The following is a 24,133-nucleotide window of genomic DNA, read 5'->3' on the forward strand; positions in this document are numbered from 1 at the left end:
CGAGCTCAGGCCACCATGGCCGCGGTATAGGAGTAGCTCTGGGCCGGCACCTCTTGAACCTCGCGATTGAGGATTCCCGCCAGACCCATGAGCACTTCAGAGGCGCATGCGGGGCAGCGGCGAGAGCAGTTGCTGACGCAACTGCAGTCCTGACAGAGATAAGCCGAGGTCAACGGAATGTGTAGCGGCATAGCGGGCATAGGTTCACCTGTTCGTTTTGTTATGAGTGACAACATAAGGTTCACCTGTCATGTAGCGGTTTGCCGGAGCCGGCCATATTTAAAAGATGCGGAGCCGCTCCGGAAAGTTGCTTTCCACTTCAGTTCAGGGGGGACTTCAGTTGCAAGAGTGTAGCGCGAATTGCGCTGCGAAGGGAACAATTTAACGTGGCGAAGAGGGAAGGATTGTGACAGAGGGGCAGAAGCGTAGTTACTTTGGAATCGCGTGGCGATCTGACATTTTGCGTCAGATCAAGCCACGCGTTTAGAGAGGCTCAATGTGGTCCGATGTTGGAGAACTGATTGTGGCCTTCGTCGGAATCCTGCTGAGTTTTATTGGCTTTATGCGCAGCGCGATCGGCCATGCGCTCCATCTTGTCGTGTTTCTGTTCTGAGGCGTCCGTGGTGTTGTCGATCACCGTTGGAGTTTCTTTTGCAGGCCTCTTGGTCGGAATATCCTTCATGTTTTCCGTCATGTTGTACGCTCCAGCAAATTTCGATGCCGGCGCAAAGCGCGCAAGATGCATTGCGATGGAAACGGTCCTGGAAAGTGGGGAGACGCATTCATCTGTCACGTCCGTCTAAAGCACATCCGCCTTTTAAACTGAAGTTGAGGTATTTCGTGCGTCTTTCCGCCTTCCTGCTGTTGTTTGCGTCCGCCTGCATTGCTGTTCCCTGCCCTGGGCAGGCGCCGGTTGCGCCTGTCGCGGGACCGGCCTCGCCCGCTGCGAGGTCAAACCCGCCGGAAGTGGCGGCAGAGGTAGCCGCGGCGGAAGAGGCGATTGTCAAATCGGATTGGAAGACGGCGGAGTCGAAGCTGGCGGCTTATCTGACGGCGCACCCTGACGATGCGCGGGCGCTGTTCGATGCCGGCTATGCCGCGGACGCTTTGAATGAGCTGGATCAAGCGGCGGCTTACTATCAGCGCGCCGTGAAGGCGGATCCCCAGTCCTTTGAGGCGCAGCTCTCGCTGGGGCTGCTGCTGGCACGTCAAGGCAAGATGGAAGAGGCGCGGGCTCCTCTGGAAGCGGCAACCCAGCTCGATGCGGGGGAGGCGGGTGCGACGGCAAAGGCGCGGGCCTGGAGGGCGCTGGCGCAGATTGACCGGGGCGCCGATCCTGCGAAGGCGTCGTCTGAGTTGCTGGACGCGATCAAGCTGACGGCGGAGACTCCGCGGGACACGCTGCTCGCGGCAGAGCTTGCGGCCGCGACGAACCAGCTTGATCCGGCAGAGGCGGCCTATCGTAGGGTTTTGCAATCCGATGGAAAGAATCTGGAGGCGACAGCGGGCCTGGTGCACGTGCTGATCGCGAAGAAGCAATACGCGGACGCCGAGGCCATGGCGCGCAAGGGTCTGGAGCAGTCGCCTGACGACCCGGCCCTGACGGCGCAGCTGGCCACGGCGCTGGTGGCGCAGGACAAGGCGGAGGCGATTCCTCTGCTTGAGAAGCTGCACCAGGCTCACCCGCAGGACGAGAACATGACGCGCATGCTGGCGGAAGTGACGGCGGAGGCGGGAGATGCGGCGGCATCCGACAAGCTCTACGCGCCGCTGGTGGCGGCTCATCCCGACGACGCGGAGTTATTGATCGCGCATGGGCAGAACCTTATCCGGCAGATGAGATTCGCTGAGGCATTCCAGGTATTCACAAAAGCAACGAATCTGGCGCCCGCGGATGCGGACGGATGGAGTGGGCTGGCGTTCTCGGCGTCGAAGACGCGTCAACCTTCGGTAACGATAAACGCTCTTACCATGAGATCAAAGTCTCTTCCAGACAACCCATCTACATTATTCCTTTGGGCTACATCTTACGATCTGTTGCACGATCGAGATTTGGCCATAACGTATTACAAACACTTCCTGGAAGCAGCAGCGGGAAAATTTCCGGACCAGGAATGGCAAGCCCGACAGCGACTTCTCCTGCTCGAGAAGAAGCAATAAAGGCGGGCGGGGACAGGTATATAGATGGAGCAAGACCGCCGCACTGGAGAGCCCGGAAGGGCCTTGTAAGTTTTTTTTAACTTGCATATCCTCTCGAAAGCTCTTATAGTCACGGCCCAAGAGTGCCACCAGTCTTTGTAGAGTCTGTCCGGGTCAGCCATTTGGAGCATTTCAGTCCGTAATGCTCGCAGTGAGCGAGAACGGCGCTATACACAGACTTTAGTCGAACCGCGTCAGCGGAGGTTCGTCATGCGCATATCGTCGCTTGTAGCGTCTGCTGTACTTTTAAGCGCACTCTATATTCCTGCTTACGGAGCGTCCTTCGACACCAAGGCCCCGGATGAGCAGATGATCACCGCCCTTGAGCAGCGCGCCGCCCAGGCGCAGCCTCGCGAACAGTGCTTTCTGTATGCCCAACTCGTTCACGAGATGATCGAGTTCAGCGCGCAACAGTATGCCCAGGGCGATGGAGACAAAGCCACCAGCTGGATGAAGAGGGCGCAGGAGTTCACGCACAAAATCACTGGCGCGCTGGCGGTCAACGACAAGAAGCTGAAGGATGCTCAGATCCTGCTGCGGCACACCGCCTACCGGCTCACCGAGCTGCTGCACTCCGGCAGCACCGATGACCAGGAGCTGGTGCAGGAAACCCTGGCTCAGCTGAATCGCGCACAGAACGACGCCATGATGCAGGTGTTCAAGAAGTAGCGCCTCGACGGCCGGCGTGCGGGACTTCTTTGTGCGCTGACCCGGTCAAACCACCCGCCTCATCCCTTCGATCCCTCGACCTTGCTGGCTCCGGCGGAGGGCGCAGTTCCCTGCCGGGTGCGGGTTGTGATTCAATGAGAGCCGTCGGGGGTTCCGGATCATCATGCGTGTGTGTGGTGGTTTCTTCACCGTCGTGTTCTTGCTAGTTTTCGCGTGCGCCGCCACTGCGCAGAAGGAGCATCGGCAACCGCTTTCAGAAGCACAGGTGGAGAAGATCCGTGAGGCCGGCATCGATCCTAACGAACGGATCCGGTTGTACACGCAGTTTCTGGAGGAGCGCGCGGAGACCATCAAGGGCTTGACCAACCGGGCCAAGACGGGCGGGCGCGCCAAGCGGCTGGATGATGAATTGCTGGATTTTACAGCGCTGACCGATGAGCTCGGTTCGAACCTTGACCAGTATTCCGAGCGCAAAGCCGACATGCGTGTTGCTCTGAAGAAATTGAGCGACCTGGCGCCCAAGTGGGTAGGCATCCTGAAGGCGCTCCCCGGCGAGTCAGGGTTTGACGAAGCGCGCAAAGAGGCTATCGAATCCAGCGACGATATCGCGGATGAGTCGAGGCGCCTGCTGAGCGAGCAGACCGAGTATTTCCTCAATCACAAAGAGGAAAAAGGCCAGGAACGAGCGGAGCCGAAGTAGTCAGCCCATCACAACGACAGGTTGAAACAGGGTTCCCGCCACGCGGCTGGCGATGGCGAACAACTGGCGCTGTCCGGCGAAGACCTTGACCTGCGGAGCGGAAGTGAACTCCGGCAGATTGGCTTGCATGCCGTTGCGCATGCGGCCGATGGTCTGCATGTCCGCGGTGACGGAAGGCATGTGGGGCAGCAGCGTGCGCGGATGCACGCTCATCTGCTCCAGTGCGGCGAGGTTGCCGGCGAGGGGTTGCAGCTCGTCCAGTGTTCGCGCTTCGTTCAGCGAGAAGACGCCGGCGTGGGTGCGGCGGAGGCTGCTGAGATGCGCGCCGCAGCCAAGAACCTGGCCCAGTTCATGGGCTACTGAGCGCACGTATCCGCCCGCGCTGATCTTCATGGCGAAGCAAGCCTCATGGCCATCGAGGCCGGTAATTTCGAAGCTATCGATCACCACGGTGGCGGGCTTGAGTTCCACAGGCTTACCGGCGCGGGCGAGCTTGTAAGCGGGCGTGCCAGCGATCTTTTTTGCGGAGAAGGGCGGTGGCATCTGCTGCATCTCGCCGCGAAAGCGCATGGCAGCTTCGCGAATGGAATGGAGCGTGAGTTGCGGCTGAGTCCGATCTCCGGCGGGCTCGCCTTCGGCGTCGTAGGTATCTGTCGCAAAACCAAAGCGGATGGCGCCGGTGTAAGACTTCTCCGCGGAGCTGAAATACTGCGCCAGGCGCGTGTACTTGCCGAGCACAAGGGGGAGCACACCAGTAGCCATGGGATCGAGCGTGCCGAGATGCCCGATGGATTTTTCGCCAGTGATTCTGCGAAGGCGGCCGACCACGTCGTGACTGGTCATGCCGGATGGTTTGTCTAGTACGAACAGCCCGTTCACTGAACTAATGTAGCAGTTCAAGAACATTTAACCGGCAACCCGATCACGAGTGTCGACAGCAGGACACTCGCGTGCTAAAAAGCTGAGGTACGATTTTCGGGTTGCGCATAGGTATTCTCCGGTTCGGCTTCAAATTCCCCACCATTTCAGGAGGTCCGATGTCTCCCCTTTTGTGGATCCGTTCTCAGTCTCCCGGTGTCAACACTGTCTTTGCATGCTTTTTGTCGGCGGCCGGCATGCTCGCATTCACGCACACTGTTTCGGCGGCAACCCTTTGCGTCAACCACTCCGGCAACAATGGCTGCTATTCGAGCATCAGCGCAGCCGTTTCCGCCGCTTCCGCGGGCGATGTTATCAACGTCAAGAAGGGAACGTATAAGGAACAGGTCACGATTACGAAATCGCTTTCGCTGATCGCGAACGATTCGAGCGAGACAACGATCGATGCAAAGGGTCTGGCGAACGGCATATTCATCAATGGAATGGGAGCTGCGCCGCAGATCGGCGTTTCGAACGTTCTGGTGAAGGGATTCACAGTGCGGAATGCCAATTTTGAAGGCATTCTCATCGCCAACGCGAGTGACGTCACCATCCTTGAAAACGAAGTCACTCAGAATAATCGCTCCCTCGATATTGCCAGCGCAGCATGTCCGGGCGCTCCGGCGTTCGAAACGAATGAGGGCGAAGATTGCGGCGAGGGGATTCACCTGATGGGCGCCTACAACGCCACCATTGTTCGCAATGAGGTCGCGTGGAATTCAGGTGGAATTCTGATCTCCGACGAGACGGGAAGCAGCCGAGACAATCTGATCACAGAAAACAGGGTGCACGACAACCAGTATGACTGCGGCATTACGCTCGCGTCGCACGGCCCTGCGGTCAGCGTGATCCCCGGCGCGATGCTTCCCTACGGCGTGGTACGCAACACTGTGTCCAACAACTCGTCTTATCGCAACGGGACGCAGGTACCGGGTGCGGGAGCGGGGATTGGCATTTTCGCGCCCTTTCCGGGCACGACGGCTGCGGCAAACGTGGTGATCGGGAACGACGTGCGCGACAACGGGCTGCCGGGAATCACGATGCACAATCATGCTTATGCCCCGGCGCCCGCGCCGCCGGTAAATCTGGACGACAACATGATCGTGGGGAATTTCCTGTCAGGCAACGCGGCCGATACCGCGGACGCTGCGACGGGAGGAACAACAGGCATCAACGTGTATAGTGTCGCGCCCATCCACGGGACATTGATTGTGCAGAACCGATTCGAAGACGAGCAGTTCGACATCGTGTTCAAAGCTCCTACCGGAGAGCTGAGCGCACACCTGAACAACTTCAGCCAAGGGATTGGAGTTGACAACATGGGTAGCGGGCAGGTGAATGCGACGGAGAACTGGTGGAACTGCCGGAGCGGACCTGGATCGGGCAACTGCGCAGGCGTCAGCGGCCCCAATGTGGTGACGGTTCCGTGGGCCAGCTCCCCGTTCGGATCGTCGCACGACGACGAGAACGACCACCATTGATACGACTGGCGAGTTGAGTGGCGAGAAGGCCCGATCTGGATCGGCGATCTGGATCGGGCCTTCCTTGTGAATGGCCTGCCGCGTCGCGGCTGCAGTTAGAAAGCAGCGGCGCTCGACGAACGCACAAGCGAGAGGAACTCCGAACGTGTCTCTTTGCGCTGGAAGCAGCCCACCATGGCGGACGTGACCGTAGAGGAGTTCTGCTTTTCGATGCCGCGCATCATCATGCACAGGTGGCGCGCCTCAATGACGACCCCTACGCCCTGCGGCGCAATGGCATCCTGGATGGCGTCGGCGATCTGGCGCGTCATGCGTTCCTGCACCTGCAAGCGGCGCGCGAAGACTTCCACCAGGCGCGCGATCTTGCTCAGGCCCACCACTTTGCCTTTAGGGATGTAGGCAACGTGCACCTTGCCGAAGAACGGCAGCATGTGGTGCTCGCAGAGCGAGAACATCTCCACATCTTTCACGATGACCATTTCGTCGTAATCGACTTCAAACAGCGCGCCGCGCAGAATTTCAGCCGGATGTTCCTCGTAGCCCTTGGTGAGATAGGTCATGGCTTTTTCAACCCGTCCGGGCGTGGCGATGAGGCCATCACGATCAGGATCTTCGCCAATGCGGGTAAGGATCTCGCGATAGAGGTCCTGTGTGCTGTAGTCCTTAAGCGACCCCTTCTCCATCAAGGCAGCGGAAACAGGTTTCTGCATGGGTGCGATTTGTGCCATCTGGTGGTCCTTTCCGGTACTTGCAAGGTTAGAACTCTCATGTTTCCCGTCACTCATCGCGCCGCCTCGCGCGGGCCCTCGCCGAAATACTGGAAGAAGTTGTTCTCAGTTTCTTCCACGCGAACGTACTCGAGTTCGCTTCCGGAGGGCATTGCTTGCTCGAGCAGGCGGAAAACTTCCCTGCACAGATTTTCGGTGGTGGGCACCTTGACGGCAAACAGCGGATCGAGATTCAAGTTGGTGTGATCGAAACGCTCGAGCACGTGTGTGCGCACCGCTTCATCCAGATCCACGAGGTTCACGACCATGCCGGTGTCGCGCGCAACCGGACCGCCTACCAGAACCTCGATGATGTAATTGTGGCCGTGGCCGTGCGGGTTGTTGCATTTGCCGTAAGCCTCGCGGTTCTGCTGCGTGGTGAGCGCTTCGCAATGCAGGCGATGACTGGCGCTGAGGGCGTAACGACGGCCGAAGAAGGCGTTCATGCGCCACCTCGAAACTCCGCGAAGATCTCCGGGGTTTCATACACGCGAATGGTGGCAAGCCGCGCTCCGCGGGCAGCGGAGATCGCCGGCTCCAGCCTTCGCCACGCCGCAATCGCGATGTTCTCGCTGGTGGGCATGGCCTTTGCGAACTCCGGCACCTCCAGGTTGAAGTGGCGATGATCCCAGGCGGCCAGCACTTCCCTTTCGATCACGTCCTTCAACCATTTCAGATCCACGACGAATCCGGTCAGGGGGTCCGGCTCGCCGGCTACCGTTACTTCCAGTGTGTAGTTGTGTCCATGGCCGTTGCGATTGGAACAGCGGCCGAACACCTGCTCGTTCTTTTCCGCCGACCACGCTTCATTCCAGTAATAGTGCGAGGCCGAAAAGGTGGCACGCCGCGTCAGCAAGATCATGAAGGACCCTCAAACCAAGGATGCTGCAGGAGTAACGGAGGTTACAGCGATCTTGGATTCGTGGTCCATGTTAGGGGAAGGGCCCGGGGCGGCGATAGCGCGGGGATACGTGAGGATGATCTGCGTGTCACGAAGCGAAGAGCCGCAAAGGTACCGCAATGTGGGAAGCGGGATTTCACGATATGAGCTTCATCTATGTACAACCGTGCAAAAGTGCCCCTAAAGGGGCGCTGGCGCGGGTAATACTTACAAATCGCTACGTAGAAATTTCAGGATGCACGAACTATTTACAACGATGCCTGAAAAAGCGATTTTGTTGGAATTTTCGAGTTGCGAGAGCCGGCTCAGCATGAAAGTATGGCCTTGTTGCTATTCAATTGAGTTGCCTGGTGGGGCAGAATTGGGAAGCGCGGGAAATGAGCTTAAGCTCAGCCGTTTGTCAGGCCCTCGCGTTGTTTTCTTTCAATTTTGAGCTCATCGTTGAGCCGAACTTGCCTGCGCCCTCTGCGCAAGCTTGGTGCGGATAGATAGAGGTTGCTGGGACCCGGCGATTCAGCCGCTCAGATCAGCCCCGCACAACATTGATTCCGGGTAATGCCTATCGGCATTGCACAGGAGATCTTTGCGCTTTAGCAACACTGCTTCAAACGCACCAGAGCAAGACCCAGCGCACGACAACTTCTTTCTTGCAGCTATGTCATTCGATGAGATGCACGGCTGGCAACAAAGGTTGGTTGTCACAGTAGGCAGTGGACCCGAGTACGCAAACTTGAAGGAGTTGGTCGGGTTCCTCGAAACAAAAACAGACTACAAGGGCCGGCTATAAAGTCCGCGCCAATTTACCGAGATCTGATGAAACTCCTTAAACTGCTCTCTCTCTCTCTCGTTCTGCCGGTGTGTTCGGCAGTTCCAGCACTGGCCGCCAATCCCAGCGTTACCAGTCCTTACAACAACAGCACGGTTTCGTCGCCTTTCACTCTGACGGCGAGTGCATCGAGCTGCTCCAGCCAATCGATTTCCGCTGTCGGTTACTCGCTGGACAGCAGTTCCGCGACGGTCCTCGTAAACGGAACGAGTTTGCAGAAGTCGGTATCCGCGGGGACGGGTGGCCACACGATCCACGTAAAGGCGTGGGGATCCGCGGGCGCTGTTTGTGTCAGCGATGTTGTTATCACGGTGAGCGGCACCAGTTCCGGCAATCCCAGCGTGAGCAGTCCCCTGAGCGGAGCGACTGTTACTTCCCCGTTCACTCTGGCAGCCTCTTCGGCGAGTTGCTCGGGCCAGGCGGTCTCGGCGGTCGGCTACTCGGTTGACGACAGCGCTTCGACCACCTCGGTGAACGGCACGGTTCTGAACACCTCGATCTCGACCGGCACGGGCGGCCACACCGTCCATGTGAAGGCGTGGGGCAAAAGCGGCGCATCCTGCGTACACGATGTTCCTGTTACGGTGTCGGGCACCTCCTCGGCGGTTCCCGCCAGTGCCACGAACCACAGCAACATTCAGGGTTCCGGAACGTGGAGCAGCACACATGACGCTGGAACTACCGGAAGCTCAAGCGGGAGTTCCTCCGTCACGAGCTCCCCATCGCGCAGCGGCAACGCACGCCACTTCAACACCAGCTACGCCAACTACGGCGGCCAGCGCTACGCGACGAGCATCAGCGACAACACCTCTGCGCATAACTTTGTCTACGACGCATGGGTGTACATCAAGGACTCGGCCACCGGCGTGAAAAACCTGGAGATGGACATGAACCAGGTCATCGCCAATGGATGGACAGTGATCATGGGCTTCCAGTGCGACGCATGGAGTGGCACCTGGGACTACACGGCCAACAAGGGCAGCGCCACCAGTCCCAATGATCAGTGGATCCACTCAGGCCTCAAGTGCAATCCGCAAAGTTGGAGCCTCAACGCGTGGCACCACATCCAGATTTCCGTTTCTCGCGATGACTCCGGGCACGTGACTTACAAGAGCGTGGCGCTGGACGGCAATACGAGTACGCTGAACACCACTGTGTTCTCGGGATTTGCGCTGGGCTGGGGTAAAACGATTCTCACCAACTTCCAGGTGGGCGGCGGAACCAGCTACGCTTACGGATCGAACATCTTCGTCGACAACCTGAATATTTCCTACTGGTAGAGCGGCAAAGTTAGTCCAGCCGCAAGGATGGCGTGAGCCCGTACCGCAAGGTATCGGGCTCCGCAGAATTTTGACGCAGTTGCGCCGCAACCCATATATAGACAAATCCGAAGGCTCTCATGAAACTCAATCAACTGCTTTTCCTCCTGGTGCTGCCTGCCCTGGCAGTGCCCGCCATGGCCACAACCGTAAGCGGCTTGCAGAAGTCGGGAACATGGATTGCGAGACACGACGCCGGCACGACGGGCAGCTCCAGCGGCTGGTCAGGCGTAACGAGTTCTCCGTCGCGGACTGGCTCCGCACGACACCTGTCCACCAGCTATTCAAACTACGGCGGCGAGCGTTACTCACGCAGCATTGCCGACGATATGTATGCTCATAACTTCACTTATGACGCATGGGTTTACGTGAAAAACAGCACTGTGGGCGTGAAGAACCTGGAGATGGATCTCAACCAGGTGATCGGGAACGGATGGACGGTCATTATGGGCTTCCAGTGCAATAGCTGGACAGGGACGTGGGACTATACGGCGAACAAGGGGACCGCCAAAAGCCCTAAAGACACCTGGGTTCATTCCGCCGTGGCCTGCCACACCAGCAAGTGGGCGGTGAATACCTGGCATCATATTCAGATCGCCTATTTCCGCGATAACTATGGAAACGTGACCTATCAGTCAGTGACGTTCGACGGAGTCAACCACAAGATCGAGAAGAAGGTCTTTTCCGGATTCGCGCTGGGCTGGGGCAAAACCATTCTGACCAATTTTCAGGTGGACGGGGGGACCAGCTATAGCTCCGGTTCGAATGTCTATCTCGATAATCTGCAGGTGTCTTACTGGTAGATCGGCACGGAAACCTGGTTATGGGCCGCATCCGCTTTTGCAGATGCGGCCCTTTTGCCGTTTCGTGGACCAGATTCACAGCGCGATGCGCGAGGTCGCATCCTGGGCAACTTGAATCAGCCTAGATTCTTGCTGAGCTCTCATTGATGGGCACAAGTTAACAACAGACTGCAGCTGAAATCGTACGCTGCCCAGGTCACAGTGGCCGCGGCGGGGCATCCTCCGCTCCTGGTGTGGAACCCTAATCGCAACTGCGGGAGACCGGCTGCTGATCTATTCCGATGGCCTCGTCGAGCCCGAGAGCGCTCACGGCGAGGCTTTCGGCGAGCAGCAGCTCGCAGCGGCGTTGAAACAGCATAGGCGGCTGCCGGCGCCTTTGCTGCAGGATGAACTTTTTAAAGCGGCGGAGCAGTGGCACCGCGCGGCACAGCTCAGCAGGATGACACCACGCTGCTCGACGTGCTCTGAGCCGGGGCGGTAGCGCTACTGCTTGTACGTACGGCCTTTCCATGTCACCTGCTTGAAGATGCGGTGCTGTAGCCAGCTCCGGTAGAGCAGGATGACGAACAGCGGCAGCCCCAAGGGCGAGAGCGCGCAATCCACAAACGGGAAGTTCGACTTCGCCACGCGGGTGTAGAACCGCACCAGTGTGCGTAACCACAACAGCGCAAGGACCCACCCGGGACTGAGCCACTCTAGCCCGCGCGCGGAGAAGCGGGCACTCCACAACTCCACCGCCAGAACCGGCAACAGGAACAGCAGCACGAAATCAAGCGCGCGCCAGAAGGCCAGCATCAGCGCATTGTCGAACAGCAACACCAGATTCTTCGACCAGCCTTCAATCATTGCGGATGTAGTGCGATACATGCGCGTGGAGACCGCATCCGCTGCATATCGGAAACGCAAACCTACGCGGCGCTTTTTTGCGATAAGCGCAAGCTCCACATCTTCAAGGACCCGGTCACGAACAGCGGCGTGGCCTCCCATGCGGCGGTAGGCCTCGCGCTCGACCAGCAGATACTGCCCGTTGGCCGCGGCGACACGCTGATTGGGGTCGGAGACCTCCGCCGGGGGATATGCCAGGGACAGTTCGCTGAACACCAGGGGCATCAGCGTGCGCTGCGCAAATCCCGTAACCATCTGCCGCGGCGAGTAACTCAGCATGCCTGCGTTGTGCCTGTCGGCTTCGTGGATGCCGCGCCGCAGATCACCCGGCTCATGGATCGTATCTGCATCGGTAAACAGCAGCCAGCGCCCACGTGCCTTGCGCGCCGCACTCCACACGGCATGCGCCTTGCCCGTCCAACCTGGCTGCAGCTTGTCTGCCCTGATCACGGTCACGCCGGGAAAGCTGCGCGCGATCTCAGCCGTTCTGTCGGTGGAGTGATCATCCACGACGACCAGTTCCCAGTCGCGGCCGAGCTGGAAGATGTCCTCCGACTGCGCGACCAGCGAGCGAAGGCAGTCGCCCAGGCAATCCTCTTCATTGCGGGCCGGAACAATTACGGTGAGCTCGATCAGAGGATCGGGCTCCGGCTGATCGAATACTGCCGGCCCGCGGTGGGGAAGTTTCGATGGATCGATAGGGTCATCGCTGAGGCCGAGAACCGGTTTCCACTCGCGGGCGCCTGAGCTATCGGGCAGGTCGTTCTGATCTTTCGGCATAGACGGCGGCAGTTCCTTTTGGGCCCCGGGGCCGCTCCGGCGCCGCAGGGGTCCGATTGGTGTGACGGATGACCTTTTGACGAAGCCTTCCCGCTCCGTATTATAAGGATGTGCATTCCCGCCCCTTCTTCCTGTCGCGCCTGAGTGTCGCGGTTCTGCTGTCGGTGGCTGTCGTCAGCGGCTGCAACCGCGGCGGCCGGCCCGCGCAGGTCGGCAAGAAAGCTCCGGATTTCGCCGTGAGCGACGGCACCAGCACCATTCGCCTGTCTGACCATCGGGGCAAGCTCGTGCTGCTGAACTTCTGGGCCAGCTGGTGCGGGCCCTGCATCCAGGAGACACCGGGTCTCGAGCAACTCCACCGCGACCGCCCTGACATTCAGATCCTCGCCGTGAGCGTCGACACCGATTCCGACGCCTATCAGCGCTTCATCAAGCGATTCCACGTCGACGTTCCCACGGTGATGGACCCCGAGCAGAAAGCCGCCAAACTCTACCACACCGATGGCTGGCCGGAGTCCTACATCATTGACCGCAACGGAGTGATTCGCCGCAAGATCATCGGCGACCCTGACTGGTCCAACCCCGAGATTCGGGCGTTCCTCAAGAACCTTTAGCTCACAAACCGCCGCAGACCGGCGCTGGTATCCTTGACTTATGACGAACGTGGATATCGTGTTCCGCTACGGCGCACAGCCCACTGAGGCTGCGCTATTCGCGTTAGCGGGCACGCGCGAGGTTTACGGCATCCGACAGCTCACCTTCGACCGGGAAGCAAAGACCGTGCGGTTGGAATACGACGCCACGCGTCTGACCGCCGCCGTAGTTTCGGGCTTGGTGCGCCGTGCCGGCCTCGACATTGTGGAAGAGGTTGCGCTGATCCCACCGCCGGCGCCGGAGCGTGCGGCGGCCTCACCGCAAAGCTCCGTGCCCGCGCCCAAGGCGTAGCGCATCCGCGCGGCTTCCGCGGCAGATCAGGGGACGGTCACAAGCCTTCTGAGACGTTGCGCCGAGGCGCAATCCTTGGTACTCTAAATCAGGTTCAACCTGAATCACCTCAGGCTCTTCTGAACCGAGCAGTGCGCCCGTAGCTCAGCTGGATAGAGCGACTGACTACGAATCAGTAGGCCGGGAGTTCGAATCTCTCCGGGCGCACCATATCTACAGAATTCCGCAAAATCTCATGAGGCAGCAGTTCGCGCAGGAGCAGACCTGCGCTATTCGGCGCACGCGCCTTACTGCATCGTATAGGCCGCGCTCGGCTGCTTTGCGCCGGCCTGTTGCGGAGTCGGCAATTGCGAGTGATCCCATCCTCCGCCCAGCGCCTGCACCAGTTGCACGGAGTAGAGCATTTGCTGCACCTGCAGCGTGTTCAGCTCTACCTGCGCGTTCAGTACCGCCTGCTGCGCAATCACCACGTTGATGTAGGGGTCTACTCCGAGGTCGTAGCGCTGCTTTTGAAGATCGAGAAACTGCTCAGTGGATTTGACCGCCTCCTGCTGCGCAAGGATCTGTTGCGAAGAGATGCGGGTGGAGGATATGGAGTCCTCCACCTGCTGGAATGCGGTGAGCACGGTCTGCCGGTAGGTTGCCAGGTCGGCGTTGTAAATGGCCTCGTATTGGTGGAGTTCCGCGCGATAGAGCCAGCCGTTGAACAGAGTCTGAGAGATGCCGGGTCCGATCGACCAGAAGCCGCTTGGAAGGTCGAACAGATGCTTGAAGGTCGAGCTCTCAAGTCCTCCTGAGGCGGTGAGAGTAATCTGCGGGAAGAAGGCGCCGTAGCCGATTCCGATGGTGGCGTTTGCCGCGGCCAGGGTTCGCTCCGCGGCCGCGACATCGGGCCGGCGCTCGATCAGTTGCGAGGGCATTCCGGTGGGGATGGACGGAGGCGTATACACCATCGGCCTCACGGGAATCGAAAAGTCGGTGGCGATTTTGCCTACCAGCATGGCGATCGCGTGCTCGTATTGCGCGCGCAGCAGACCCACGTTGATGGCCGAGGACTGCGCCGATTGCACTGTGGCCTGCGCCTGCACCACAGCGATGTAGTCACCGGTACCGGCCTCATACGCTCCCTGCGCAGTTTGCAGAGTCTTCTTGTCGGCCTCCACGGTCTCGTTCAGTATCTTCTGCAGCGAGTCCTGTCCTCGAATTTCGAAGTAGTATTGCGCAAGCGCCACCTGCTCGGTGAGCTTCTCCAGTTCGAGATCGGCCGCGCTGGCCTGAGCGGAGTATTCCGATTCGCGAACGGCGTTGCGAATCCTGCCCCAGAAGTCAGGCGTCCAGGATATGTCGACAGGAATGCTCCACAGGCTCGAGGTCTTTCCGGTGTTGGCCTGCGATGAGTTTGTCAGGTTGGCCGAGCTGCGCGAGCGGTTCCAGCTTGCTCCTCCCGTAACGGTGGGCCAGTATTGGGAGCGCGCTTGAGCTATGACTGCGCGTGCCGCCATGAAGTTGTTGAACGACACTTTGATGTTTTCGTTGTTCACGTTCAACTGCTCTTCAAGCTGATTCAGCTCGGGCTCGTTAAAGACCTCCCACCATTTCCCGCGGATCATCGCATCCTGCGGGCTGGCGACCTTCCAGCCCTCGGCATCTTTGAAGTTGACCGTCGATTCCTTGTAATTGGGCGCGGTGATCGCCGGCGGCGCCGGGGCTTTATAAGGGGGGCCGAGGCGGCAGCCCGACACAAGAAGCGTCGCTGACATACCCGCACCCGCAGCCAGCTTCCATATCTTTCTGTTTCGCTCAACTGTGTTCATACCGTTCTCTCGTTTCAACTCGTGGCCTCAGCGGGCGCAGCGGGCCGTGGATCGTGCGAGCGGCCGAGCGTCCGCAGCCGCAACCTATCCATGGTCAGGTAAACCACCGGCGTGGTGTAAAGCGTGAGCAACTGGCTCAGCAGCAGCCCGCCCACAATGGTGATGCCCAGGGGCCGCCGCAGCTCTGATCCTGTGCCGGATCCAAATGCCAGGGGCAGAGCGCCCATAATCGCCGCCATGGTCGTCATCAAAATGGGTCTGAAACGAAGCATGCACGCCTCGAAGATCGAGTCGTATGTGCTCTTCCCTTCCTCGCGTTCCGCCATCAGCGCAAAGTCAATCATCATGATGGCGTTTTTCTTCACGATACCGATCAGCAGGATGATGCCGATGATCGAAATCACATTCAGATCCATATTGAACAGCATCAAGGCCAGCATTGCGCCCACACTCGCGGACGGAAGTGTAGAGATGATCGTCAATGGATGGATGAGGCTCTCATACAAAATGCCCAGCACGATGTAAACCGCAAGGAGAGCCGTGATGATCAGATACTTCTCTGACGCGATCGACTCCTGGTAGGCCTGCGCGGTGCCCGCGAAGAACCCATGCACGGTTGGCGGCACTCCCAGGCTGGTCTCCATACCCTGGATTTCGCGGATCGCATCGCTTAAGGCATATCCGTTCGACAGGTTGAACGACACCGTTACCGAGGGAAACAGCCCGGTGTGATTCACCTGCAGCGGCGTAGTGCCTGTCTTCGACTTCATCAACGTAAACAGCGGCGACATCGCATTCGGACCTGTGCGTCCGGCAGCCGATCCGGTGTTCAGGAAGATATGGTTAAGGCCCGACGGATCCTGCCAATACTTTGGAGCCACTTCAAGCACCACGTAGTACTGGTTCAACTGGGAATAAATGACGGACACCTGCGACTGCCCAAAGGCTCTGTAGAGCGATTGATCGAGGGATTGCGCAGTCTGGCCCAGCCGCGCCGCAGTCAAGCGGTCGTAGTCGAGCATGGCGCGCAACCCGCCGTTCTGCTGATCGCTGTTCACGTCCTGCAGCCCCGGAAGCTTGCGCATGTTGGCCATCAGAATCGGTCCCCAGTGCGCCAGATCTTCCACGCTCTCTGTCTGAATGGTGTATTGATAAAGGGCGTTGCCCCCGCGCCCGCCAATGCGCAGGTCCTGCGCCGGCTGCATAAACGCTGAAGCGATGGGAAGGCGATTCATCTTGGGACGCAGCCGATTGATGACGTCCATGGCCGGGGTCTGCCTCCAGTCGCATGACTTCTCGGTTTCCTTGCAACTGCTCCCCAATGGCTTCAGCGCTGTGTAAATGAAGCCGCCATTGCTCGATCCTCGACCGCCCGTGTAAGCATTCACATGCGCGATGGCGGGATCTGCTTTGATCACGCCGACCAACTGCTGAATGGAGAAATTCATAAAAGGAAATGACGCGTCCTGCGGTCCCTGCACGCCACCAACAATCGCACCCGTATCCTGCTGCGGGAAGAACCCCTTGGGAATGCGATAGATCACCACCACGTTCAGCGCGATGGTGAGTACCAGCACGATCAAAACCAATACCGGATTATCGAGCACCCAGCGCAGGGAGCCCCGATAGCCGGACAGCAGGCCATTAAACACGCGCTCGCTCGAGCGGAAAAACCAGCCGTGGTGCTCGTCTTCTTCATGAGCGCGCAGAATGTGTGCACACATGGTGGGCGTGGTTGTGAGCGAGACGATCATCGATACCACGATTGCAGTGGACAGCACCACCGCGAATTCGCGGAAGAGACGGCCCACGATTCCGCCCATCATCAGAATCGGGATGAACACCGCAACCAGCGACATGCTGATGGAGAACACCGTGAAGCCAATCTCGCGCGCGCCGCGGAATGTGGCTGCGAACGGCTCCATGCCTGCTTCCAGATGGCGGGTGATATTCTCCATCACGACGATCGCGTCGTCCACCACGAAGCCGGTCGCCACGGTGAGTGCCATGAGCGAAAGATTGTCGAGGCTATAGTCCAGCAGGTACATCACCGCGAACGTGCCGATGAGCGAAACCGGCACGGCGACGCTTGGAATCAGCGTGGAGCGCGGGCTGCGCAGAAACAGGAACACCACCAGAACAACCAGGATGATGGACCCCGCCAGCGTCCATTCCACTGTCTGCACCGATGCCCGGATTGTTACGGTGCGATCCATCACCAGGGTCGTCTTGATGCCCTGCGGCATGACCGCCTCGAGGAACGGAAGCTGCGCCTTGATGCGATCGACGGTGTCGATAATGTTGGCGCCGGGCTGGCGGAAGATGATCACCGACACGGAACGCACGCCATCGGTATAACCCGCCGTCCGCAGGTCTTGCGCGGAATCGATCACATCCGCAACGTCCAGCAGCCGTATGGCGGAGCCGTTGTGATAGCCGACGATCAGCGGCTTGTAGTCCTCCGCGTGCGCAATCTGATCGTTGGTGATGATGTCAGCCGTTCGAATGGCGTCAGAGAGCTGCCCGCGCGGTGAGTGCGCGTTCTGCAGGCTCAGCACGGATTGCACGTTGCTGAGGGTCAGGCCGAAGCTCTCCAGTTTTTTGGGGTCAACTTCAACGCGTACCGAGGGGGTGGCGCCGCCACCCGCGAACACCTGCCCCACCCCGTTTATCTGTGAGAGCTTCTGGGTCAGAATGGTCGAGGCGAAATCGTACACCTTGGTGACGTCATACTTGTCTGACGTCAGGCCCAGAATCATGATGGGTGAATCGGCAGGATTCACCTTGCGATAGGACGGATTCGAGGGCAGGTTTGCCGGAAGGTACGTACGGGCCGCATTGATCGCAGCCTGCACGTCTCGCGCCGCGCCGTCAATATTGCGATTCAGCTCGAACTGGAGCGTGATGCCGGTGGAGCCCAGAGAACTCGACGAGGTCATCTCCGTAACGCCGGCGATGTGGCTGAACTGCCGTTCCAGCGGCGTCGCGACGGATGCAGCCATGATGTCCGCGCTCGCGCCCGGCAGGCTGGCGTTCACGCTGATGGTAGGGAAATCCACCTGCGGCAGGGGCGACACCGGCAGCACCGTGAAGGCAATCGCCCCCGCAATCGCCACGGCGATGGTCAGGAGCGTGGTGGCCACCGGCCTCCGGATGAATGGAGACGACAGACTCATGCGGGCTGCACTCCCGCGGGCGGCGGATCATTGCGCGGCGCCGTGTGCGAAGGCCTGCGTCCGGTCAGGCGCTGTCCTAGTGTGTCAAAGAAGATGTAGATCACGGGCGTGGTGTAGAGCGTGAGAATCTGGCTCAGCAGAAGGCCGCCCACCATCGATATACCCAACGGCCGCCGCAGTTCCGAACCAAGCCCGTGTCCGAACGCCAGCGGAAGGCCGCCCAGCAGCGCGGCCATCGTGGTCATCATGATGGGGCGGAAGCGCAACAGGCTCGCCTCGTAGATGGCATCCGTCGAGTTCTTGCCGCGCTCGCGTTCTGATTCCAGCGCGAAATCCACAATCATGATGCCGTTCTTCTTCACAATGCCGATCAGGAGAATGATGCCGATGATGGCGACGACGCTGAGATCCTGGCCGAAAACCATCAACGCCAGCAGCGCGCCCACACCCGCCGAGGGCAGCGTGGAGAGGATCGTGATCGGGTGGATAAAGCTCTCATACAAAACCCCCAGCACGATATAAACCGTCACGAGCGCGGCAAGAATCAGGATGGCTTCATTGGAAAGCGAATTACGAAACGATGCCGCAGTCCCCTGAAAATCCGCTTGAATGCTGAGCGGGAGATTGAGATCGCTTTTCACCTTGTCGATCTTTTCAATCGCGGTTCCCAATGAGGCGCCGGGCGCCAGATTGAACGACACCGTCACAGCAGGAAACTGTCCCTGGTGATTGATCGACAGGGGCTCGGTCGTCGTTGTCATGTGCGTGAAGGCACCCAGGGGGATTGCCCTCGCGCCCACTGAGCTTGTGGTCGTGTTCGGTGTCGTTCCTGCCGTGGTGCCGCCGCTGGTTGACGACCCGCTGCTTGAAACGCCTCCTGCAAGCACCGTGGCCGGCCTGCTCAACACGTTCGGTGAAGGGGTGTACTTCACGGATGTTGTGAGGGCATTGGAGCCTGCCGAGGCGGACGCCGACGATGAGAAGGAAGTGGTTGCACCCGCGCCCGTCGCATTGGCTGACGCATTGGATTGAATGTAGAGCGAGCCGAGATTCCCAGGATTTCTCTGCCACTCCGGCGCCGTTTCCAGCACTACGTGATACTGATTCAACTGCGTATACAGCGTGTTGATCTGTCGCTGACCGTAGGCATCGTAAAGTGTGTTGTCGATGGTGGTGGGCGCCACACCGAGCCGTGATGCCGTCACGCGATCAATCGCAAGCATCACCGCGCGCGCCCCGGTCTGCTGGTCGGTGGCGACGTCCTCGAGCTCGGGCACTTTCTTCAACTCCGCCACAAACTTGTCAGTCCACGTGTTCAGCTCGTCCATGTCCGGGTCTTCAAGCGTGTACTGATATTGCGTGCGGCTCACGCGATCATCCACGGTGATGTTCTGCACCGGTTGCATGTAGAGGTGAATGCCGGCCACTTGCCCCAGATTGTTCTGCAGCCGCCGGATCACGTCGGCCGCGCTCTTGTCGCGATCTTCAATGGGCTTCAGATTGATCGAAACGCGCCCGCTGTTCAGCGTCGTATTTTGCCCGTCCGCACCGATAAAAGACGACAGGCTCTCCACAGCCGGGTCCTGCAGAATGATATTCGCCAGTTCCTGCTGCTTTTTCGCCATCTCCGGATACGAGATGGATTGCGATGCCTGCGAGATTCCCTGGATCACGCCCGTGTCCTGCACCGGGAAAAATCCTTTGGGAATGATGATGTAGAGCACCACTGTCAGCACCAGAGTCGCCACAGCCACCAGCAGCGTGATGGTCTGGAAACGCAGCACCACCTTCAGGGTGCGGCCGTAGAACGCGATCATCCGCTCAAACATGCTCTCCGACCAGCGATAGAAGCGCGTCTGCTGATGCTCGGGATCATGGCGCAGAATGCGCGCGCACATCATTGGCGTCAACGTCAGTGACACTACGGCGGAGATGATGATTGTGACGGCGAGCGTCACCGCGAATTCGCGGAACAACCGGCCCACTACGTCCCCCATGAACAGCAGGGGAATCAGCACGGCAATGAGCGATACGGTCAGCGAAACAATCGTGAACCCGATCTGTCCCGCGCCCGTCAGAGCTGCCTGCAGTGGCGGCATACCCTCTTCGAGATAACGCGAGATGTTCTCGATCATCACGATGGCGTCGTCCACTACGAACCCGGTGGAGATCGTCAACGCCATCAGCGACAGGTTGTCCAGGCTATAGCCGAGCATGTACATCACGCCGAACGTGCCCACCAAGGACAGCGGCACAGCAACGCTGGGAATAATGGTGGCTGACAGGCTGCGCAGAAACAGGAAGATGACCATGACCACAAGGCCGATGGTCAGTAGCAGTTCGAACTCCACGTCGTTGACCGATGCCTGGATACTCGTGGTCATGTCGGTCATTGTCGTCACGCGGATGGATGCCGGCAGGTTGGCCTCAAGCTGCGGCAAAATGTGTTGGATCCGCTTCACGACGTCGATTGTGTTCGCGCCCGGCTGGCGCTGGATGTTCACAATCACGGCCGGAGTGGTGTTCATCCACGCCGCCTGTTTTGTGTTCTCCACGCCATTCACAACGCTCGCCACGTCTTTCACGAAGATGGGAGCGCCGTTGCTGTACGCGACCACAACATCTTTGTAGTCTGCCGCCTTCGTGATCTGGTCGTTGGCATCGATCTGGTAATCCTGGCGGGGGCCGTCGAAGTTGCCCTTCGCCGAGTTCACGCTGGCCTGCGTCAACGCCGTGCGAACGTCTTCCATGTTCAGGCCGTGTGCGGACAACTTGGTCGGATTCACCTGGATGCGCACTGCCGGCTTCTGGCCGCCGCTGATGCTTACCAGGCCTACGCCCGCCAACTGCGACATGCGCGGAGCCAGCCGGGTGTCGACGAGATCTTCCACCTGGGAGAGGGGCACCGAATCTGAGCTCACGGCGAGCGTCAGCACCGGCGCGTCTGCTGGATTTGTCTTGCTGTACACCGGCGGGGTGGGCAAATCGGACGGCAGAAACGACTGCGCCGAGTTCATGGAAGATTGAACTTCCTGCTCCGCCACGTCGAGCCCAAGTGACAATGCGAACTGCAGGACGATAACGGACACGCCGCCAGAACTCGTCGACGTCATCTGGTTCAGGCCCTGCATCTGCCCGAACTGCCGCTCCAGGGGCGCCGTCACCGTGGTTGCCATCACGTCAGGGCTGGCACCCGGATAAAACGTCACCACCTGGATGGTGGGATAGTCCACCTGAGGCAATGCCGATACGGGCAATTGCCGCCACGAAACAATCCCCACCAGCAGAATTGCGGCCATCAGAAGCGCAGTGGCAACCGGCCGCACAATAAATGGCCGAGATGGATTCATGGGGCGTTGCTCTCCGCGGCGGCTTCCGACGTGGTGGGCAGTTTAACCTTGGAGCGTGTAATCTGCATGCCGTTCTGCAGTTTTTCAAAGCTGCTGTCGGCCACGTCGTCGCCCGCGTTGATTCCCTGCACTGCGGTCTCGCCGTTATCCGAGATGCCCGCCTTCACCGTGTGCTGCACGGCCTTTTCGCCCTTTTCGTCTTTCTGGATCAGGAATACAAAATCCTGATTGCCATTGTGTTGAATCGCTGAAGAGGGCACCAGCACCTGGTTCTCCAGGGTCTTCACCAGCAGCCGCGTATTCACAAATTGGTTTGGAAAAAGCGCGGAATCGCGGTTACTGAACTCGGCGCGAAGCTTCACCGTCCCTGTGGTCGTATCGATTTGATTGTCGATCGAGGTCAGCTTGCCGGTCGCCAAATGCCCTTGCTGCGATCGATCGAAAGCGTCCACGCGCAGCGCTCTACTGCCGCGCGTCTGCTGCATGACTTGCGGCAGGCTGTCTTCAGGGATCGTGAACACCACGGTGGTCGGCTGCTCCTGTGTCACTACTACCAGGGTGGTGGTCGAGTTCGCGGTCACCAGGTTCCCAGGATCCACCAGCCGCAAGCCCACCCTGCCGGTGATCGGAGAAGTGATGTGACAGTAGCTCAGCTGCACCTGGTAATACTGCACGCTGCCCTCGTCGTTCCTGACCGTTCCCTCACCCTGCGTGACTACCTTCTCCTGGTCTTCGAACGTCTGGCGGTTGATGGCATTTTTTGACCATGCCAGCCGGTAGCGGTCCAGGTCCATCTTGGCCTGCGCCACGGCACTCTTGTCGCGATCGAGCACGCCCTGGGCCTGCTCAAGTTGCGCCTCGAAGGGGCGCGGATCGATGTCGATCAGCGGGTCGCCCTTCTTCACCGTCTGCCCTTCGCGGTAGTGAACAGCCGTGATCACGCCCGTCACCTGCGCGTTAATCGATACGGTGTGCAGTGGCGTCACCGTCCCAATCGCATCGACGTAAATCCCCACGCTTCCCGCGTGCGCGGTCGCCGTGGTCACGGGTACTGAACCGCCCATCAGGCCGCGCCGGCCGCCACCCCCGCCGGGCCCGCCGGAGCCGGCAGCCTGTCCCTTCTGCTGGTGGTGCCACACCCAATAGAAAAGGAGTCCGAAAGCCAGCAGCACCACCGCCCAGATCCAACGGTGTCGGCGTCTGGGTGGAGGCGGTGGCTCTGCGTAAGAACGATGAGGCTGACCTTCATGTGAGGCAGATGTCTGGGCGTCCATTTTTCTCGTTTGCTGTTGAAGGTGTCGTGAATTTTCCCAAGCCCGTAGCTGGCAGGTGATGACGGGGAAAACCCTTCCAAACCGCTAAAGTTTAACATTCTGGAATACCGCACCGCCGTCGGTTGAGCTTACTCAAACCAACCGGCGGGGCGATTCTACGCAGGTGCAAGATTCCAGATACCAGTGCCGTTTGTGTGGACGTTTCCAGGGGTGGGTTAGTTGCAGTTTTGATCTGAAAACAAATTCGTTGGGGAATCTTTGATTCGGCTTTACGCCGCAGGCGCGATGAGGCCCACGTCCTCAGGTGCCTTGCCTTCGGCCTGCTCGCGGGCCAGCCTGGCCTCCATGGCCGCAGCTTCCAGTTCGCTGTTGAACTCCGCTCCCAGCAGCAGCATCAGGCCGGTGATGTAGAACCACATGAGCAGCACCACCACGGTTCCGAGGGACCCGTACGTCACCGTGTATGAATCGAAAAAGTGCAGATAAATGCGGAAACCGAGCGAGGCCAAAAGCCATCCCACCACACCGAGCGCCGCTCCCGGCGTGATCCAGTGCCACTGCCGCTTGCGCAAGTCAGGCGCCCAGTAGTACACCGCCGCAAACGTCAGCGCCAGAAATATCGCGGCCACAATCCACCCGCAGATCCGCACCACAAGCACGGTCGAGTAGTCCAGAATGCGCCCATGGACATGGTGCCCCACCCATGCCGACAGCAAATCTCCGGCAAACATTGAGGCAAGGCCCAACGTGACCGTGCAGATCACCAGCATGGTCAACGCAATTGCCTGCAGACGTGCCTTGATATACGAACGTCGTTCCGTGATCTTGTACACCGCGTTGATGGCGTCCTGCACCGCGGAAATACCTACGGAAGCCGACCAGATTGCGACCAGCAAACCCAGGGTTAACTTGCCCGTCGTCGCGTGCGTCGTTGTCTGGTTGAAGGTCTGCAGCACGGTGCCCAAAGCTGCATGGGGCACGACCAGTGCCATATACTCCAGTAAGCGTCTGTAAATCTCGGTCCCCGAGAGAGCCATGAACCCCAAAATCGTCGTCGCACAAATCAGCGCCGGAAACAGCGCAAACAAAAAATAGAACCCCAGTTCGGCGGCGATCGAAAACAACCGGTCACAGAGCAGCGCCTTCCAGGTGCGCACCACAATACTGCGGACTGATACGTTCCGCAGGTCCCACAGACTCTTCGCCGGCGACAGGGCCACCATCTCCCAGATGTGCTTCTCGTAGTGATCGAGTTCGTCTTTGACTCCGCCGCGGGTAGGCATTCCCTTCACCTCTGCACAACGTTTGTGGAGATTTATGCGTTTC

The 24,133-nt window shown here is 59.3% G+C and carries 21 protein-coding genes and 1 tRNA gene; 10 read left to right on the forward strand and 12 right to left on the reverse strand.

Going from position 1 to position 24,133, the window contains the following annotated elements:
• Positions 1-5 precede the first annotated feature (5 nt).
• Together VGL22_RS14150 and VGL22_RS14155 are read right to left on the reverse strand one after the other, a co-directional pair.
• Positions 6-191, reverse strand: coding sequence for a hypothetical protein (locus VGL22_RS14150; RefSeq protein WP_465267583.1), 186 nt, complete (start codon positions 189-191; stop codon positions 6-8).
• Between the two features lie 302 nt (positions 192-493).
• Entirely contained in the window at positions 494-745 is a 252-nt protein-coding gene (locus tag VGL22_RS14155) for a hypothetical protein (protein ID WP_465267584.1), read from the reverse strand.
• Positions 746-840: 95 nt separating this feature from the next.
• Between VGL22_RS14155 and VGL22_RS14160 the strand changes: the two genes are divergently transcribed.
• The 3 genes from VGL22_RS14160 to VGL22_RS14170 all read left to right on the forward strand — a co-directional run bounded on the left by VGL22_RS14160 (position 841) and on the right by VGL22_RS14170 (position 3,568).
• Entirely contained in the window at positions 841-2,160 is a 1,320-nt protein-coding gene (locus tag VGL22_RS14160) for a tetratricopeptide repeat protein (protein ID WP_465267585.1), read from the forward strand.
• 249 nt (positions 2,161-2,409) lie between these two features.
• Positions 2,410-2,868: a hypothetical protein gene (locus VGL22_RS14165; protein ID WP_465267586.1), complete on the forward strand. Its 459-nt coding sequence runs from the start codon at positions 2,410-2,412 to the stop codon at positions 2,866-2,868.
• Positions 2,869-3,133: 265 nt separating this feature from the next.
• Complete coding sequence (locus tag VGL22_RS14170; protein WP_465267587.1) at positions 3,134-3,568, forward strand: hypothetical protein; 435 nt, start codon at positions 3,134-3,136, stop codon at positions 3,566-3,568.
• Here VGL22_RS14170 and truB read toward each other — a convergent pair whose 3' ends face one another.
• The gene (truB, locus tag VGL22_RS14175; protein WP_465267588.1) at positions 3,569-4,468 is read right to left on the reverse strand and encodes a tRNA pseudouridine(55) synthase TruB; all 900 of its coding nucleotides are present in this window, start codon (positions 4,466-4,468) and stop codon (positions 3,569-3,571) included.
• Positions 4,469-4,605: 137 nt separating this feature from the next.
• Between truB and VGL22_RS14180 the strand changes: the two genes are divergently transcribed.
• Complete coding sequence (locus VGL22_RS14180) at positions 4,606-5,967, forward strand: right-handed parallel beta-helix repeat-containing protein (RefSeq protein WP_465267589.1); 1,362 nt, start codon at positions 4,606-4,608, stop codon at positions 5,965-5,967.
• A gap of 95 nt (positions 5,968-6,062) precedes the next feature.
• Here the strand turns inward: VGL22_RS14180 and folE are convergent, their stop codons facing one another.
• From folE to VGL22_RS14195, 3 genes are read right to left on the reverse strand one after another with little or no spacing between them, the layout of a single operon-like run.
• A complete protein-coding gene (folE, locus tag VGL22_RS14185; protein ID WP_465267590.1) occupies positions 6,063-6,695 on the reverse strand; it encodes a GTP cyclohydrolase I FolE in 633 nt (210 codons plus the stop codon).
• 53 nt (positions 6,696-6,748) lie between these two features.
• The gene (locus VGL22_RS14190) at positions 6,749-7,180 is read right to left on the reverse strand and encodes a 6-carboxytetrahydropterin synthase (RefSeq protein WP_465267591.1); all 432 of its coding nucleotides are present in this window, start codon (positions 7,178-7,180) and stop codon (positions 6,749-6,751) included.
• Positions 7,177-7,596 carry a 6-pyruvoyl trahydropterin synthase family protein gene (locus VGL22_RS14195; RefSeq protein ID WP_465267592.1) on the reverse strand — a complete coding sequence of 140 codons (420 nt, stop codon included), beginning with the start codon at positions 7,594-7,596 and terminating at the stop codon, positions 7,177-7,179. The genes VGL22_RS14190 and VGL22_RS14195 overlap by 4 nt, the downstream gene beginning before the upstream one ends.
• An 852-nt stretch (positions 7,597-8,448) precedes the next feature.
• On the opposite strand from VGL22_RS14195, the gene VGL22_RS14200 reads away from it, so the two are divergent.
• From VGL22_RS14200 to VGL22_RS14210, 3 genes are all read left to right on the forward strand, one after another.
• Positions 8,449-9,741 carry a hypothetical protein gene (locus tag VGL22_RS14200; RefSeq protein WP_465267593.1) on the forward strand — a complete coding sequence of 431 codons (1,293 nt, stop codon included), beginning with the start codon at positions 8,449-8,451 and terminating at the stop codon, positions 9,739-9,741.
• A 119-nt stretch (positions 9,742-9,860) separates the two neighbouring features.
• Positions 9,861-10,583, forward strand: a complete 723-nt coding sequence (locus VGL22_RS14205; protein WP_465267594.1) for a hypothetical protein — start codon at positions 9,861-9,863, stop codon at positions 10,581-10,583.
• A 271-nt stretch (positions 10,584-10,854) separates the two neighbouring features.
• Complete coding sequence (locus tag VGL22_RS14210; protein ID WP_465267616.1) at positions 10,855-11,064, forward strand: hypothetical protein; 210 nt, start codon at positions 10,855-10,857, stop codon at positions 11,062-11,064.
• Positions 11,065-11,066: 2 nt separating this feature from the next.
• Here VGL22_RS14210 and VGL22_RS14215 read toward each other — a convergent pair whose 3' ends face one another.
• Complete coding sequence (locus VGL22_RS14215; protein ID WP_465267595.1) at positions 11,067-12,248, reverse strand: glycosyltransferase family 2 protein; 1,182 nt, start codon at positions 12,246-12,248, stop codon at positions 11,067-11,069.
• A gap of 110 nt (positions 12,249-12,358) precedes the next feature.
• Here VGL22_RS14215 and VGL22_RS14220 point away from each other — a divergent pair, with 110 nt between their 5' ends.
• The 3 genes from VGL22_RS14220 to VGL22_RS14230 all read left to right on the forward strand — a co-directional run bounded on the left by VGL22_RS14220 (position 12,359) and on the right by VGL22_RS14230 (position 13,403).
• The gene (locus VGL22_RS14220; protein ID WP_465267596.1) at positions 12,359-12,862 is read left to right on the forward strand and encodes a TlpA family protein disulfide reductase; all 504 of its coding nucleotides are present in this window, start codon (positions 12,359-12,361) and stop codon (positions 12,860-12,862) included.
• A 40-nt stretch (positions 12,863-12,902) separates the two neighbouring features.
• On the forward strand, positions 12,903-13,193 hold the full coding sequence (locus tag VGL22_RS14225; protein ID WP_465267597.1) for a hypothetical protein: 291 nt from the start codon (positions 12,903-12,905) through the stop codon (positions 13,191-13,193).
• Positions 13,194-13,326: 133 nt separating this feature from the next.
• Positions 13,327-13,403: transfer RNA gene (locus VGL22_RS14230), tRNA-Arg, on the forward strand.
• A gap of 77 nt (positions 13,404-13,480) precedes the next feature.
• On the opposite strand, the gene VGL22_RS14235 is transcribed toward VGL22_RS14230, so the two are convergent.
• The 5 genes from VGL22_RS14235 to VGL22_RS14255 all read right to left on the reverse strand — a co-directional run bounded on the left by VGL22_RS14235 (position 13,481) and on the right by VGL22_RS14255 (position 24,090).
• Positions 13,481-15,007 carry an efflux transporter outer membrane subunit gene (locus VGL22_RS14235; RefSeq protein ID WP_465267598.1) on the reverse strand — a complete coding sequence of 509 codons (1,527 nt, stop codon included), beginning with the start codon at positions 15,005-15,007 and terminating at the stop codon, positions 13,481-13,483.
• Positions 15,008-15,021: 14 nt separating this feature from the next.
• Positions 15,022-18,183 (reverse strand): efflux RND transporter permease subunit, encoded by a 3,162-nt coding sequence (locus VGL22_RS14240; RefSeq protein ID WP_465267599.1) that lies wholly within the window; start codon positions 18,181-18,183, stop codon positions 15,022-15,024.
• On the reverse strand, positions 18,180-21,533 hold the full coding sequence (locus VGL22_RS14245; RefSeq protein ID WP_465267600.1) for an efflux RND transporter permease subunit: 3,354 nt from the start codon (positions 21,531-21,533) through the stop codon (positions 18,180-18,182). Before VGL22_RS14245 ends, VGL22_RS14240 begins: the two co-directional genes overlap by 4 nt.
• Positions 21,530-22,705 carry an efflux RND transporter periplasmic adaptor subunit gene (locus tag VGL22_RS14250; RefSeq protein WP_465267601.1) on the reverse strand — a complete coding sequence of 392 codons (1,176 nt, stop codon included), beginning with the start codon at positions 22,703-22,705 and terminating at the stop codon, positions 21,530-21,532. The genes VGL22_RS14245 and VGL22_RS14250 overlap by 4 nt, the downstream gene beginning before the upstream one ends.
• Before the next feature lie 371 nt (positions 22,706-23,076).
• Entirely contained in the window at positions 23,077-24,090 is a 1,014-nt protein-coding gene (locus VGL22_RS14255) for a YihY/virulence factor BrkB family protein (RefSeq protein WP_465267602.1), read from the reverse strand.
• Between the last annotated feature and the right edge of the window lie 43 nt (positions 24,091-24,133).

The organism is Occallatibacter sp. (assembly GCF_036502485.1).
Taxonomy (GTDB): Bacteria; Acidobacteriota; Terriglobia; order Terriglobales; family Acidobacteriaceae; genus Telmatobacter.